Source organism: Bacteroidales bacterium, assembly GCA_018334875.1.
Lineage (GTDB): Bacteria > Bacteroidota > Bacteroidia > Bacteroidales > UBA12077 > JAGXLC01.
The window spans coordinates 1-16313 of sequence record JAGXLC010000075.1 but is presented as its reverse complement, the minus strand read 5'-3'; the positions used below and the strand labels follow the sequence as shown (position 1 = coordinate 16313).

Here is a 16313-nt window from a genome sequence, read left to right as displayed (position 1 = left end):
AGGTGATGTCGTTGCCAAAATCTTTTTTAAGACCGGCAGGCTCCATCCCCTGAGCCTTAATATGGACAGGATTCAATATATCCACCCCCATTTCAATAAAATCCGGAATGATGGGCCTTACATTCCCACAGGAATGGAAAAATATCTTCACATCGGGAGCTTTTTGTTTTATGAACTCCAATACCCGGTTTATATGTGGCTTAAACATCGAACGGAACTGATCCGGGCTGATCAGTTGGGATTCCTGGGAGCCATAATCATCAGCCTCAACCACTACGTCTACCACATCTTTCAATTCTTCCAGCGCCATGTCCCAGAATTCTATTTTGGTGTCGGCCAGCTTGCCGATGAGTGCATCTGAAAACTCGGGATACATCATGGTATCCATCAAAGCATTTTCCATTCCCCTTATACGCTGCATCATCTCAAACAACCCGGCATTAATGCCCTTGAGTACCACCACCTTGTTCATATTTCTGCAGGACAATGCCTGTTTTTTTAATCCCTTGATTCTTCGGGGATCTTTTACATCGGGCCAGTTATGATTGTGAACTGTCTCTTTGCTGGGTTCTGCATTTTCCATCGGGCTTTTCACGATGGTAAAATAAAGCCCGTTTTCTTTGGGAAAATGATGGGTCATACCCCATTCATCATGATAGATCCAATGGTCGCCCCCATCTTTAAGTTGCTCGTAAACATCCCAGTTATGGCTTGTTAAAGGGAATAAGCCTCTAAAGTCCACCTTGAAACGTTTTAATACTTCCTCTGAGGGAAGGGCCAGTTGCTGGATAACATCCGAATAAGCCACTTTATCCTCTTTAATTCCCAGATGATTGATGAGATTGATATAAGCATTGTAGGCAATGCCTGTGAGATGTGTGCTTCCCAGATCATAGGGGATTTTGTCCGGCTCCCTGTGGTTGACTGCGGCAAAAAAGCGTTCTCTGGAGTTCATAAGCTTTCTTTATCTTTGGTTTGGTTTATCCGGTTTGAGAAAACCCATATTTCTTCATCCATTCAGCAACCTCCTTATTCAGGTATTTTTCCCTTACAGATCGGTATAACATGGATGATGCAGCATTATCATTCACAAAATCATTGTTTTCATTGTCCCATTGCAACTTCCTTCCCAGTTTTGCAGCAATCATGCCCATGTTGGTCAGGCGGTAGACATTGTGGCTTACTTCCAGGGGTTCCATTGAGGGTTTATTTTCCATGATTGAATTGATAAAATCTTCTTTGTCGGAAGGGACATTGCGGTATTGTTCATCCACTTTTTCCTCCGGCAGGGAATCATTGCTTGCCTGTGCCGGCTTGTCTCCGAATGGTACTTTTATCCAGTCGTCGTTTTCTCCGATAAACTGTACGTAGGGATTGTCTATCAGATATTCCAGCGTAGTTCCGTCCTGGAATTGATAGGTCAGCTCTTTGATTTTTATATTTTTATAACAAACACGACTTCCGTGATCCTGCAACAGGATATGGCCTTCTTCATCCAGCCCGAAGTTGTCAATGTCTTTGAATTTGCTTTGCTTTACCCTTTCCTCGTACTCCTGGCTGCCCCTTTCGTATTCCACTACCTTTAGGCCATTCAGCCAGTGCTCCACATGGTTGCCTTTTACTACAATCTTGCTTTGGTTATAGGAGCCGAGGGGTTTCAGTTTTTTATCGGAGGGCTCATAAAGGTTGTACACTGCTCCCGTTGTATAATAATCTCCCGGTTTCATTTTGCCCTTTTTCATCCATGGATGGTTGGCATCATCCAGTATCTGGTATTCCAGACCATAGCCATATTTTTCATTGTCTGACCGGCCTTCCTGCACAAAATACTTTAATCCGCTGTTACCACCCACATCCTTCATCTTCCATTCCCATTTCAGGACAAACCCGGAATATTCCTTCATGGTGACAATGTCACCCCCGTGGCTGGATTCTGCTCCTCCGCGGGCATCAACACACAATGCTCCTTTATCGATTTTCCATCCTGTTTTTGGAAAACTGTCCTGATTGATGCCGCGCCAATGCCGTGTATCTGCACCATTGAAAAGAAGCTCCCAGCCCTCGTCTTTTTCTTTTTCCGTCAGCCGGTTGTCCGAATAATCCTTCGGATAAGTTAAATTTTCCAGCGTTTTGTAGATATATCCGAGCGTATAGGCTGTTCCCAGCTCAGGCCTCTGGGGATCGCTCCAGTATTCTATACTTACCGTGCCGGTATAATCAATGTCAATCAGTGCCTGAAAAACCGATTCGAAATCAACCACTCCATACCCCGGCAAAATCGCTTTTCCTTCAGGAGAAGCCGAGGATACATCCCAGAACTGTACATCCAGAATCCGGTCACCGTATTGCCTGATCTCTTCTGCCGGATCCAAATTGATTCTTAGTGCGTGGCCAACATCAATACAAATTCCCATTCGTGGATCCCTGTTTTTTACCATCTTGTAAGCGCTTTCAGGGGACGGGTAAAGCATGTCCCAATGCCCATGCATATGAATGGCCAGCTTCATGTCATACTTCTTAACCATTTGTTCGCATAAATCCATGAGGGAAGGCTCCGGTACGCCTACAATAACTTCCATATCCGCTTGGTTGGCATATTCGAATGCCTGCCGGACTTTTTCTTTTGTATCCATGTATATGACCGCACCCGCGTAAATATCCACATCTTTTTCCCGGGCTTTTTCAATGATATTTGATATCTCCCCTGATGAAGCATCAAGAGGCATGTGCATGCTCTTTACGGCAAGCTTGTGAATGTCTAGCATTTTAGTAACCTCCAGTACTTCGCTTAGGGGCTTTTCCCGAAATGCATAGGAAGCAATCCCAATATCAAATTTTACCCGGGGATTGGGGTTTGTACGAATCATATCCTGGCTCTTGCTGTTTGTGAAGGTAAATAAGATCAGCAAAAGAGTGAGTGGAGCAAGAAGTTTGTTGGTTAGCATCATGATTTTTTGCTTAATTATATTCGTAATTTGTTAATAGGGTATTTGTTTTAATGAGTTTGGTATCTCGCCAGTATATATACACATGACAAAAATATGGAAAACTGCTATTCTGTATTAATGTTATTTTTGCAGATAATAATGCTGTCATTGCATTACAAAAGATTTTTTATTTTTAACAAAAAAATTATATATGCTTCCTTGGTATCTGAAAGTCATCTATCCCCAAAATTCTTCCATTCATATTCGTTATGATCGGGTTGACTATTTTGATAATCCATGGCATTTTCACCCGGAGTTAGAAGTCAACCTGATATTACAAGGAAGGGGCACCCGTTTTGTTGGCAATCACGTGGAAAAGTTCCAGCCGGGAGATTTGGTTTTTCTGGGCAGCAACACGCCACATTACTGGAAAACCAATGCGCGATGTCGTGGTGATGAGTCGACATCCAAATGTGAAGCCATTATCTTAAAATTCAGCGAATATTTTCTTGGAATCAATCAATATGATGTTCCGGAGCTCTCCCCACTTAAGAATTTTTTTGAATTGGCAAAAAGAGGCATAAGATTCCGTAATTATGACCGGAAAATTCAATCACGGTTAAAGAAAATGGTTCATATAAAGGGATTGGAGAGAATTGGCCTTTTTTTGGAAATACTGGATCTGATTTATCGTGAAAGGGATTATTATTATCTCTGCAGCGAAGGATTTTTAAATTCCATAAATCCCAGGGATGAGAAAAGGATGAACGAGGTATATAATTTTATGATTAATCATTTCCAGGAAAAGATTTCCATAGATCAAATTGCCGAAAAAGCCCATATGAATCCTTCTGCTTTTTCAAGATATTTTAAGCAACGTACCGGAAAATCGGTTACCGCATTTTTACAGGATATGCGGATCGGTTATGCCTGTAGGTTGCTCATTCAAACCAGTAAGAATATTTCTGAGATCATACTGGAATCGGGTTTATACAACCAGGCCTATTTCAACAGGTTGTTCTGCGCCAGAATGAATTGTACACCCAGGGAATATCGCAGAAAATATAAAAATGAACAGGATTATTTTTCTTTTTGAACATAATCTTCATTAGGGATGTTTGACATAATGATAATTGGAATATATAACTTTTTGGGCTTGATATAAATCAAATGGCGTTCGGGTGTTTTCATTCATCTGTTTGTTGAGTCTGGTCTAAAAAGGCGCTAAGCGACTCTCTCAGCTAAAGGTGTCAAAATTATTGTATTGATTGACAAACAGTTATAGTAGACGCTAAGCGCCGTGTGCATAAAAATTAGCTTTTAAAACCGAACTCTTTGTTTTTTAATTAATTTATTGACTAGATAGATAGCCCATACCATGGACGTTTCATTCCTTATATTAAACAAATTAACATGAATAAAAAATGACATCACTATGACAACAAGAAGAGATTTCCTCAGAACTTCATTACTGGGTGCCGCAGGTCTTACTTTGGCCCCCGGTGTAAAAGCGTTTGGCACCGAAGGCGCCCTGGATAAAAAAACCATAATGACCGTTACCGGTCCGATTTCATTATCAGAAGCAGGCACGTTCCTGACCCATGAGCATGTTCTTTCCCGGTTCGGTATGGAACCAGCCGAACCGCCGGTATATGAAGAACAACAGGTATACAGCGAGGTGGTTCCTTATTTGAAATATCTCAAAACTCTGGGTATACAGACTATAGCCGATTGCACAACGGCTTATTTCGGACGTGATGCAGGTATCCTCAAGGAACTGTCCAAGCGTTCGGGGATGAATATTGTGGCCAATACCGGTTTTTACGGTGCGGCCGATGACCGGTATGTTCCTTCTTTTGTTGATTCTACCAGTCCCGAAAAGCTTGCTGAAAAGTGGATTGCCGAATTCAACGACGGAATTGAGGGCTCTGTTAAACCCGGATTCATCAAAACGGCCATTGATTCCGGCGGAATGTCAAAGACGGATCAAAAGCTGGTCGAAGCTGCTGCCATAACCAGTAAGGAAACCGGTCTGAGCATTGCCGTTCATACAGGAGGCAATTTGGAAGGAGCCCGAAAAGAAATGGACATATTCCGTCACCACGGAGTAAACCTCAATTCCTGGATCTGGGTGCATGCCCAGGGGGCTGATACAGGTGCCACGGTTGATGCAGCCCGGAAAGGTGCCTGGATTTCAATCGATGACCTGCGGCAACCCTATTACGATTTCAAGAGCCAAAAAACATTTGACAGCAGCACACTTAAAGAGGACTTGGATATCATGCGTGAATTCAAAAAGCAGGGACTGTTGAATCGGGTGCTTTTGTCTCATGACGGCTCCTCATTTCCGCCGGAAGGTTCCATGAAAAGGCACTTTGATGTGCTGGTGAAATCATTTGTCCCCATGATGAAAGCTGCCGGTTTTACGGATGAGGAGGTCCGGCTGGTAACCGTTGAAAACCCCGCCAGGGCGATGGCGATTGGATGAAATCGGATGTGGAGTTTATTTTAGGGGTTTTCCTGAGATTGGGTATAAACTTTCTTCATCACTTTGATCTTGCTTTCATCTTCTGCTATTGCATGGGTGGTGAACATCATCACTCCTGTAGATTTTCCTGCTAACCCGCCTTTCAAGACGGTTTTGAACTCTTCGGGGGAGATGATGCCCGGATCGTTGTGGGCCTGCACGATGGGCCATAGTTTTGGATAATCGTTGTATTGTACCTCCAGCCGGTCGGAATGCCACCGGATGTTTTCCCGGACCCATTCCGGTGCTCTTTCCATTCTCCCGTGATAAACCATCGGAGAAAACACGTCGATGGTTTCTTTCAGCATGTCGTAATCGAGTCCCAGGATGCGGCGCCGGGCGCCGTTGAATTCTTCATCGTTCCAGGGGCAGTGGTAAAGGCCCAGTAAAGTCTCTGGCTGCAATTCATTGATGATGCTTTTCATCTTTTTGGCCCAGTCGTGAATGACCTCGCAACGCCAGTCGCGCCATGTGTCTTCCCGGTTGGTTAATATCCAACTGGCTTTTTCTTTGGTGTTTCCTTCAGGCAGATCAACATCGGCATTGGCTGAAAAGTTTTTCAGGCAATTATCGCAGAAGCAGGTTTCCGGCAGGATGGGCTCGGGTTCCTCGAACTGGGCATGCCAGTGCACATAGTCCATCCAAACCCCGTTCAGTTCATAATTGGAAAGCAGCTCACGCAATTGATTGAACCGGTATTCACGGAATCCGGGGTCCGTTGGGCATACGCCCATGAACCAAGAAGCTTGTTCTGCCTTTTCTCCTTTGGCATTGACGGGCCAGGCTTCGGGATGATCTTCTACATAGTTTTTGCCGTTTAGGGTGGGAAATTCGGAGAAGACTTTCAGCCCTTCCTTCCTGGCCCGGTCGATCATCTCCCGGTTGATGGAGCCCCTGTGCACAAAAATGGCATTGACGCCAAGGTCGCTGAGGTTGTGGCCTTTGTCCCATAAGGGCTTGGGATTGCCATAAACACCTTTGATTTCAGTGGTTTCAGAAGGTTTCTGCTCACAGGAAAACAGCATGATGATGCCCAAAACCGATAGAAACATGATCGGAAACCGTAACCATCTCATTGTTGTATGCATTTTGATGTAAATTTTAGGATTTAGAAATTAGAAATTAGGATTTCCAGTTTATCTGGGTTAGGGTATATTCCTTTTCACCACTTCAAGCAAATCTCCTTCATCTATGGGTTTGCTCAGATAGTCATCGCAACCGGCCTCAATGGCTTTTTCCCGGTCTCCCGCAAGTGCATAAGCGGTTTGGGCTATGATGACAATCTTTTTATTCAATTCCCGGATTTTTTGTGTAGCCGTATATCCATCCATGTTGGGCATCTTGATGTCCATTAGGATCATGTCGATATCATCTCTTTCCCGCACAAGTTTAACTGCTTCATTGCCGTCTTTCGCATGAAGTATGGCTTTGCATTTGTCTTGCAGCAGCTCGGTGATATATAAATCTGTCGTTTCGTCATCTTCTACAATCAAAAGGGTTATATTTTTCATTTTGTCTGTTGTTGTATCCGAAGCTGAAGATTCATGATCTGATTCACTTGCTTTTCCGTAAATATATGGAATGGTAAAAGAGAACCGGGTGCCTGCTCCTACCTTAGATTCGAGAAAGATTTCACCTCCAAGCATCTCCACGTATGCTTTGGTGATCGCCAGACCTAGCCCTGCGCCTTCGTAAGAACTGCCAGTACTCATATCCGCCTGCACAAAACGATCAAATATGGCTTGTTGTTTCTCTTCGGGAATGCCTATACCGGTATCTTCCACATAAAACTCCAAATCTTTCCCCTTCTGCAAATATCCGAAATGTATGCTACCTTCATGGGTGTATTTAACAGCGTTTTTAATCAAATTGGAGAGGACGAGATAAAATTTGTCCTTGTCGGTATAGATGAGCGTCTGATCATCCGGGAGGGGTTTGGTAACGGTAAGATTCAGGCCCTTTGCTTCTGCTTCGGGCTGAAAAAAAGTGTAAAGATAGCTGAGCTGTTCATTGAAATTGAATTCTGAGGGATGAATATCCACCTGCCCGGCTTCTATCCTGGAAATATCTATCAGGTCATTGATGATGTTCAGCATCCGTGTTCCGCTTTGTTCGATCACTTCAATATATTCCTGTCTTTTTTCAGCGGAAGGTGGGGCTTTTTTCAACAGATGGGCAAATCCCATAATCCCGTTCATGGGTGTGCGGATTTCATGGCTCATGTTGGCCAGGAAGGCAGATTTAAGCCGGTCGCTTTCTTCTGCCTTTTCTTTGGCTTGCTCCAATTCGTTATTGATCTTTTTAATTTGTTCCAGGCTGTTTTTCAGTGCTTCATTCTTTTCCTCAATTTTCATCTCTGCCTCCTTGCGTTGGGTAACATCCATGATGAAACCTTCGAGTACATCGCTACTGTTTCTGTCAACTACAATTCCGCGTTCCCAAACCCATTTGAGTTGGCCGTCTTTGGTTATTATACGATATTCAAGCTGAAAATGGCTGTTTTTTGCAATAGAATCCTGAACAGCATCCCAGACAAATTTTCTGTCCTCCGGATGGATCACTTCTCCGTAGTCAAGAGGCTCACCTTTCATGATCTCTTCGGGCTGGTACCCCGTAAGCTGCAGGCAACCCCGACTAACAAACTCCATGGGCCATGTTCCTTTATTCCGGCAGCGGTAAACCATTCCCTGGAGGTTGCTCATTAGGGTCTGCAATTTGCGTTCACTTTCCTTTAACGCCTGCTCCGATTCTTTGCGTTTGGTAATATCCACCACACTTCCTATGCAGTAGGAGGGGTTGCCATCGGAGTCGCGGATGAGATTGGCGTCGAGAATACCATATACAATCTGCCCATTTTTATGAATGAAACGTTTTTCCATACGAAAATGATCAATCTCGCCCGCTGCAAGTCGCTCTTGCATAGCCAAATTTCCCTTTATATTATCAGAATGAGTAACCTCCATAAGATATTTGCCAATCAGTTCGCTTTGATTATACCCCAGCATCTCGAGGTAAGCTTCATTGGCTGCTTCAATTCTGTAATCAAGCGATACACGGGCGAGGCCGATTTCCGTATTATCATAAATGGTCCGGAAACGGGCTTCGCTCTCCCGTAATGATTCTATAGTCTCTTTCTGCTGAACAACCTCCCAAGTAACATCAGCCAGGTAGGACACCGTATCTACATCTTTTTGGTTATAGTCGGTGGGTTTGTTGCCCAACCCCAGGATAGCCACAACTTTATCATCCCTTATGACAGGCACGACCAGTTCACGATCAATCCGGGGATGATTTTCCGGCATTCCTTTTCTGTGCGGGAGTGATTTATAGTCATTATGGACCACAGGTTCTTTCTTATATACACAATCTACCCAAACACCGGCCCGATCAATGTTATAATGCCTTCCCGTATCATCTGCCTTACAGGAATTTTTTAATGTCCGGGAAGACCATTGCTGAAGGGAAAGGGTTTTTTGATCCGGTTCCACAAAATGATAAAAACTTATGGAACTATCAGCGAATTTTTCCACTTCATCCAATACCCGGGTTAAAAGTTCTTTTTTTGTATGATAGGAAGCATATTCAATAAGAGAGAGACGAGTCTCCATCAAATGCTGAGAAAAGCGTTCCTCGGTCTGATCGCGGAATACCAGAACAACACCATTGACCTTTTTCTTTTCATCCTTAATTGGTGCTGCACTGTCGGCAATGGGGATCTCCCGGCCGTCTTTTGAAAGAAGTACCGTGTGGTTGGCTAGTCCCACAATCTTTCCTTCCCTCAGGACTTTGTCAACGGGATTGTCTACCTCTTTTCGGGATGTTTTGTTTATTATAGGAAATACTTTATACAGAGGTTCGCCCCGGGCTTCTGTTTTGTCCCATCCGGTAAGCTGCTCTGCCACCGGATTCATCATTGTTACCCGGCTCTGAACATTTGTGGAAATAACGGCGTCGCCAATGCTGTCGAATGTAGCATGCAATTTTGCCTCCTGATGTATTAATTCCTGCTCCACCCGTCTGCGTCTGGAAAAGAGAACGGCAATGACCGCACCAAAAACCAGAAAGCTTCCCACAAGCACTATGCGGCTATAAATTTCATTTTCCTGAGGATTTGTAATTAAGGTTTCCAGAAAAGTACCGTAATTCCTGTAAAAAACCAGGTGATCCAATAAGGCATCAATGATCCATACGAGCAGACCAAAACCTATAGACAACAAAACCAATGTCAGTGAATGATCCGATAGCTTATCCCACGAAAGCGTCTTCTTTTTATCAGCCCTGTTATTCCGGGTGGAATTTTCAATTACTCCATTAACTCCATCATCCGGGGCTTTTGACTGCTTCATAAGAGAAAATTTTGTCAGGACAATATATTAATTTTTATACAAATTTCTTTAATCATTAGCAGTATTCACAATTATCATGAACCAGCCTGAGCTCCGAAGGACCGGGAATGACACAGCCCGGGGCAGCGTGCCGGATAGGCCAAAACAGGATTCTTCAATTTTCCACCGGTACCAGATACGCGGCAAATCCACCGCCGGGCTGCATATCTATGGTCAGTTCATCGCTGACGGTAACTTCTGTAGTTTCTTTTTTCAGTTCGGTGACACCCCCATCGGCATCCCTGAATTTATGAATTTCATAATTGCCATTATCGAGAAAATCCAGCGGTACTGTCAGCGTGCGTTCATTGCTGTTGGTCATGGAACCGATGAACCATGTCTTTCCTGATCTTCGGGCTAAAGTAATGTATTCTCCGATGGCTCCGTGGATGACCTTTGTTTCATCCCACACAGTGGGTACTTCCTTAAGAAATTCAGTGCCCGGCTCTCCGTAATAGTGTTCAGGCCGGTCACAAGCTACGGTAATCGGGCTGTTGTAAACGACAAACTTGGCCAGTGTATGACAGCGGGTGCCCATCACCTGGGTAGGATGTCCGGTACGGAATTCCCCTTTGCCCCGGTTCAGAAACCCGCCGGGTGTATAATCCATCTGGCCGGCCAGCATCCGTGTGAACGGTATGGTCACGTCATGATCGGGGGTGATACGGGTCGACCATGCGTTGTATTCATTCCCCAGCACGCCTTCACGGGTCATCAGGTTGGGAAGTGTTCTCCGAAAACCTGTTGGTTTGTAGGCCCCATGGAAATTCACCATCAGATGGTGCCTGGCTGCTGTTCTGACCACCTTGTGATACCAGTTGACCATCTCCTGATCATCACGGGCCATAAAGTCGATCTTTACTCCGGCAATACCCCACTTTTCATAAAGGGCAAATGCCTCTTCCAGTTGTCGGTCAATATCCGACCAGTATAGCCACAGCCAGCATTTCACACCTTTATCTCTGGCATATTGCAAAACCTCCGGCATGTCTACATCCGGATTCACGGTGGTAACATCTGCATCGGGGTCATTATACTGCCCGTACCATTGCCAGTCGATCAACTGATATTTCCAGCCCATCTCCGCGGCCAGATCGATATACTCTTTGACGGTGGCTGTGTTCATCTGAACACCGCCGCTCCACCAGTGATCCCAGGCTGATATGCCCGGTTCAATCCATGAAGGATCCTCGATTTCACATTGCTCATTCAGGTTCATCACCATATCCGATTCAATGAGTGCGCCGGGGGACTCACCGATCATTACAACACGCCACGGAGAAGTATGCGGCGTGCTGATCCTGACTTTTGCCGTATTATCGGGGTTGCCTCCTTCCGGAGACAATTTCGACTGAAGCCGTATTCCTTCGCAGGCATGCTCATCCCGGCCTACGTACATTCCGCTCCAGTCATCCAGGTTGGCTTCAGTGACGGCTGTGTACAGATTTTCCGAATGTTTGACGGTCAAAGGCAAACCGATGATTGAAGAAGATTCAATATGGGAGAGGGGATGTTTCCAAAACTCTGTTTCCTGATGGGTAGCATAGCTTCCGTAGTCAGCCATCCAGGCAGTATAATCTTCCGGAAAATGAAACGTTGAATATTCGTTGGTTATAACGAGCTCCTGCTTGCTGGTCAATTCTGGCAGGTAGTACCGGAAGGCCACGCCGTCATTATAAGCCCGGAAAGTCACCACCAGCTTCCTGCCGGGAAATCGTTCTTCTGCCATTTGCAGGCGAAGCTGTTTACAGTAATTGCGCATCTCTTTTTGCTGTCCGGCCACTGCTTCCCATGTATTGTCAATGGTCTTCTTTTCCTCATTGTTAACTCCCATGTATCGGCCAAGAGGAGGTGAATCCGAAAATTCAAGCAAAAGGGGCGATTCAAGCAACAGGGTTTCCCCTTTGTAAGACACAGCATACCTTACGGTATCTTTCGTATTGACGGTAACGTTTACCGAACCGTCCGGTGAAGAAAGGTGGTAAGTTTGTGCAGATACGCTCCATCCAAAAAGGATGAGCAGAATGATGGTAAGAAATGAATGTTTCATGGCTTATGGTTTTTTATATGACGAAATCTTAATCCGGATGATTCCAAATAATTCTGCTGCATTGTATATTATTTGCCAATCTTATTTTGCCTGTATATTGACTTTGGTTCCCGCTCACTCTGATCAAACGGGCACAAATGAATTGTATATTGATATGCTTCGGGCATCACGCGGTATTTTTCCAGCGTCTTGACCGGAGTGCCACCCACGCCGGAAACCTTATCATCCATGTTTACGGTGATGCCATCCTGATCTTTCAACTGAAACGGATATTGTGCGCGGGTCAGGTTGTCGGTACTAAATGTGCGGGCGCTGACATTCAGCAACGCATCGCCGGAGATATACAAACCCAGGCCTTCTTCATTGGTCAGGGCAGCCCAGCGCACATCGGTGCGGTTGCCGTGCTCCTGGGGAACCAGATAGGGCTCATAAAGTTCATCCACCTGCTTTTGATACCAACCTACCTTTGCCCCGGATTTCCTGTCGGGATAGGTTTCAAAAGGACCCCTGCCGTACCAGGCAAAGCGGTTGAATTCATCCTGAAGCACCATCTGCGTTCCGGCTTTGGGGATCCATTCCGGCATATCCGATGCAGGGGTCACATCCTGATGGATGCTGATCTTGCCCGTGCTGTGAATTTCATAGGTATAATCCACTTCAAACCGCGTGTTCGCGTTGGAAGCTTTTGACAGCGTTTCCACCTGTATGGTCACCCTGTTTTCTTTTTTCTCTGCATTCACGTCCTTAACTTCGGTTTGCATCCGGTTCAGTCCGTATTTTCTCCAAACAGGGGCCATGGGATTGCCTCCCCACTGATCTGTCTGGTTCCAGATGGGAGCACGCCATACATTGAATCTTGGAGACGATTTGATCAGCTCGGTTCCCTTGTAATGCATGGAGGTCAGCATTCCCTTCTTTTTATGGAACGTATATTGAAAATCGGCTCCGTTCATTATAATTCTGCTCCGGTGTTCATGAACCTCAAACGGCTCCGTTTCCTGTTGCCCGGTTTGGAGGCCGTTATAATACATGCTTGAGGGAAGCTGAAACTGCTCCCAGGCCACTTCATGTCCTTGATCTGCCCATTTGGTTCCCTCAGGCAGCCTGAAGCTTATCGTTAACCAATGATCCCTGTCCTGCGGTATTTGCATATCTGATAGAGGCAGGGAGACGGTCTTTTCTGCTCCCGGCTCAAGATCTATCCGGTTGGTCCCTGCTTTTACAAGAGAACCCGCAGTTTTTACATCCCAATGCAAGGAAAGGTCACTGAGGTTTTTAAAGTGATGTTTATTGGTAATGCGAAATTTTCCTTTTTTCAGGTTCACCGCTTCGATTTTCACTGGTTGAGGCACCTTCTTTAATTCCCACATTTCAGGCTGCACCTGCCGGTCGGGCCAGACAAGCCCGTAAGCACGGGCCCCGATACCCAAAGAGAAAAAGGATCCGTGCTGATCCACAGCATCAAAATTACACCACAGCAATGCCTCATAATTACGGGTGTCCGGATGGCTTTTTAATTGCCCCGGTGACAATGCCTGGTCGTATATGCCCACATTGTCGAACAGTGAGTTGTTCAGTTGACCCGGATGTTCCATGCCGTAGATTTCTGCATTTCTTCCTATGTTTAAGGGATGAGGAGTATGATCGACGGAGCCTGTATGCGGTGTATTGGCCACCATTTCCCCGTCGATATATAGCTGAAGCTGTTCCCCGTTATAAATACCGGCTATGTGGTGCCAGTTGTTCCGCCAGTTTTCAGGTACCAGTGCTTCACATGTTATGGGTTGGCTATCGTGGATATAAAACTGCAGGGTATCTTCTGCGGGCTGTTTCAGCCCGTACTGATGGTCTCCCTTATTGACCAGGTAGCCATACCCGTTCCACTGCAGGGGATAAATCCATGTTTCTAGGGTCAGCTTATTGCCGGTGATATCAAGAGAAGGATCGCGGTAGAACTCCACCCATTCATCGTGTCCGCTTAATGAAAGGGCTTTGCCGGACTTACCGGGAACAAGCCCTGCATTGCCCATCAGAATGCCCTGGTTGTTGTTTGGAGAAGCATCTTTGGTAAGCCTTACCGGTCGTTTTATTCCGGGGCTCACCCAATCCCATATCGCCCCGCCGGTGGTGCGGTCGTAGCTGCGGATCACATCCCAGTATTCCTGTAGCTGACCCAGGCTGTTGCCTGAAGCGGCCAGGTATTCATCCATGAAAGATGGCCTGGGTTCTTCTTCGGGGGTTTCCTCACCCAACTCCCTGAGTTTATCGGGGTGCGGATAACGGGGACCGATGATGTCCTCGAAAGGCAAACGGCCGTCATTTCCACCGTAAAGCCACGGGCGGGTGGGATCGAGCCTTTTGCCTTCTTCGATCAGACTGGCTATGTTTTCGCCCGAGCCGCTTTCGTTGCCGGCACTCCAGATAACTACACCGGGATGGTTGCGGTCGCGTTTGACCATTCCGCGAACCCGGTCGAGATACATAGGCCGCCATTCAGGATTTTCTGAAACGTAGGTCGTGGCATGGGCTTCATCGTTGGTTTCGTCCACCACATAGATACCCAGTTCATCGGCAACATCCAGGTATTCATGGTTGGGCGGATAGTGAGAAGTTCTCACACAATTGATGTTGAACTTTTTCATCAATGTCAGATCTTTGCGGATGGTTTCCATGTCCATCCCCCGTCCCAAATCAGGATGGTGCATGTGGGAGTTTACGCCGTTGAATTTGATCTGTTTCCCGTTCACATAAATGGCTTGGCCCTTTATTTCCACCTCCCTGAAACCGACCCGGTCGCTGAGCACTTCCAGGGTGTTCCCGTTACCATCTTTCAATTCAAGCGTTAAGGTATACAGGTTGGGAAATTCGGCAGACCATTTTTTGGGATTGTCTATTTCAGCGGAGAACTGCAGGGTTCTGTCTTCATTGGCGGAAAGGGATAGGTCCTTTTTTGTCAGGGGTTCTTCCAAAACCGGATTCTTCGTTTCATCGAACAGTTGGATGATCAGCCGGTAATTTCCGGAGGTTGTTTGTTGGTCATAGTTCTTAAGGATGGTTTCGACGTTCAGCGTGGCATCCCGATAGCGGGAATCCAGATCGGTGGTGATGTTAAAGTCCCGGATGTGGGTTTTGGGCGTGGCCATCAAATAAACGTCCCGGTATATACCGGATAATCTCCACATATCCTGGCATTCGAGGTAGGTGCCATCGCAATAGCGAAATACCTGAACGGTGATGTCGTTGGATCCTTCCCGGAGATAGGGGGTGATGTCGTATTCGGCCTGCTCCATACCGCCCTGGTCGTATCCCACTTTCTGTCCGTTGATCCAGACATAGGAGGCCGATTTTACGCCTTCAAAATGGAGGAAGACCTGCCGGTCGTTCCAATTTTCGGGGATGGTAAAGTTTTTTCGGTAAACCCCCACCGGATTATAATCTTCAGGTACCTTTGGCGGGGTGGAAGGGAAAGGCTGCTGTACATTACGGAATTTCGGGTGACCGAATCCCTCCATTTGCCAGCATGAAGGCACTTGTATGGTGTTCCGGAACCAGGAAACGGCTCGCTCATCATGGATGTTTTCCGGCACTTCATCGGGATTGGCAAACCATTTAAAGTTCCATGTGCCATTTAACGACTGATAGAATGGGGATGCATTCCAATCGTCCTTCAAGGCATCTGAAATATTGGTGTACGGAACGAAAGGGATGTGTCGTGGTTCCTGATTTCGGGCAAATACTGCCGGATTTTGCCAGTCGGGTACCCCTGCCTCATCTTGTGCCAATGACTTAAAGACAAAAATGCTCAGGAATAAGAAAGTGCAAACGATTGAGGTAAATGTGCTTCTTTTCATGGCGATTCTTTTTAGGCGCTTACCGGTCAAATTCTTGCATTTTTTGGCAAAACTTGCCCGGTAAGGTAGGGTTAAATATAACAAATACATTTGGAAAATCAAAAACGATGAAAGGCTGTAGCTGGCAGAGGAATACAATTGAGATTCGGTTGTATTAAAATGTTTGAAAGTCAGTTGGCAGGGAGCAATGGGCAGTTGGCAAAATTTGCCAGAAACTTCTTTATTCTTGTGCTTATAAGTAACAATTTGACAATGTAACCATTTAGCAATTTTATCACCTTCCCGCAGACGTTCTGTTCTTAGCCTCAGCCTCTGCCTCTGCCTTAGCCTCGTTTTAAGAATTTGGCAGTGGGCAAGGGGCAGTTGGCAAAATTTGCCAGAAACTTCTGATGGTCATAGCCCGAGGCACTAATTTAACAATGCAACCATTTAACAATTATCCACCCTACCGCAGACTTTCTTTTCTTAGCCTTAGCCTCAGCCTCCGCCTCAGCCTCCTTTTAATAAGTTGGTCCCGCCTAGGCCTGTCTCTACTCAGTTCTCATATTCTCATATTCTCCTTTTCTCCTTTCT

The 16313-nt window shown here is 45.8% G+C and carries 8 protein-coding genes; 2 read left to right on the top strand and 6 right to left on the bottom strand.

Annotated elements, in window-relative coordinates; translation table 11 throughout:
* Both KGY70_08405 and KGY70_08400 read right to left on the bottom strand, forming a co-directional pair.
* The coding region (locus tag KGY70_08405) for a hypothetical protein (protein ID MBS3775194.1) at window positions 1–955 on the bottom strand (955 nt) is incomplete at its 3' end.
* Window positions 956–980: 25 nt separating this feature from the next.
* The gene (locus KGY70_08400) at window positions 981–2948 is read right to left on the bottom strand and encodes a DUF1080 domain-containing protein (GenBank protein ID MBS3775193.1); all 1968 of its coding nucleotides are present in this window, start codon (window positions 2946–2948) and stop codon (window positions 981–983) included.
* A gap of 190 nt (window positions 2949–3138) precedes the next feature.
* Between KGY70_08400 and KGY70_08395 the strand changes: the two genes are divergently transcribed.
* Entirely contained in the window at window positions 3139–4023 is an 885-nt protein-coding gene (locus KGY70_08395) for an AraC family transcriptional regulator (protein MBS3775192.1), read from the top strand.
* A gap of 339 nt (window positions 4024–4362) precedes the next feature.
* Window positions 4363–5415, top strand: coding sequence for a twin-arginine translocation signal domain-containing protein (locus tag KGY70_08390; GenBank protein MBS3775191.1), 1053 nt, complete (start codon window positions 4363–4365; stop codon window positions 5413–5415).
* A gap of 20 nt (window positions 5416–5435) precedes the next feature.
* On the opposite strand, the gene KGY70_08385 is transcribed toward KGY70_08390, so the two are convergent.
* From KGY70_08385 to KGY70_08370, 4 genes are all read right to left on the bottom strand, one after another.
* The gene (locus KGY70_08385) at window positions 5436–6530 is read right to left on the bottom strand and encodes a family 10 glycosylhydrolase (GenBank protein ID MBS3775190.1); all 1095 of its coding nucleotides are present in this window, start codon (window positions 6528–6530) and stop codon (window positions 5436–5438) included.
* A gap of 69 nt (window positions 6531–6599) precedes the next feature.
* On the bottom strand, window positions 6600–9800 hold the full coding sequence (locus tag KGY70_08380; protein MBS3775189.1) for a PAS domain S-box protein: 3201 nt from the start codon (window positions 9798–9800) through the stop codon (window positions 6600–6602).
* A gap of 154 nt (window positions 9801–9954) precedes the next feature.
* Window positions 9955–11889: a glycoside hydrolase family 97 protein gene (locus KGY70_08375; protein ID MBS3775188.1), complete on the bottom strand. Its 1935-nt coding sequence runs from the start codon at window positions 11887–11889 to the stop codon at window positions 9955–9957.
* Between the two features lie 68 nt (window positions 11890–11957).
* A complete protein-coding gene (locus KGY70_08370) occupies window positions 11958–15740 on the bottom strand; it encodes a DUF4981 domain-containing protein (GenBank protein ID MBS3775187.1) in 3783 nt (1260 codons plus the stop codon).
* Window positions 15741–16313: the final 573 nt, after the last annotated feature.

What these genes read in the sequence shown, in the direction of transcription:
- KGY70_08375 (MBS3775188.1), bottom strand. Translation starts at nt 11,889, where the DNA reads ATGAAACATTCATTTCTTACCATCATTCTGCTCATCCTTTTTGGATGG.
- KGY70_08400 (MBS3775193.1), bottom strand. Translation starts at nt 2,948, where the DNA reads ATGATGCTAACCAACAAACTTCTTGCTCCACTCACTCTTTTGCTGATC.
- KGY70_08390 (MBS3775191.1), top strand. Translation starts at nt 4,363, where the DNA reads ATGACAACAAGAAGAGATTTCCTCAGAACTTCATTACTGGGTGCCGCA.
- KGY70_08385 (MBS3775190.1), bottom strand. Translation starts at nt 6,530, where the DNA reads ATGAGATGGTTACGGTTTCCGATCATGTTTCTATCGGTTTTGGGCATC.
- KGY70_08370 (MBS3775187.1), bottom strand. Translation starts at nt 15,740, where the DNA reads ATGAAAAGAAGCACATTTACCTCAATCGTTTGCACTTTCTTATTCCTG.
- KGY70_08380 (MBS3775189.1), bottom strand. Translation starts at nt 9,800, where the DNA reads ATGAAGCAGTCAAAAGCCCCGGATGATGGAGTTAATGGAGTAATTGAA.
- KGY70_08395 (MBS3775192.1), top strand. Translation starts at nt 3,139, where the DNA reads ATGCTTCCTTGGTATCTGAAAGTCATCTATCCCCAAAATTCTTCCATT.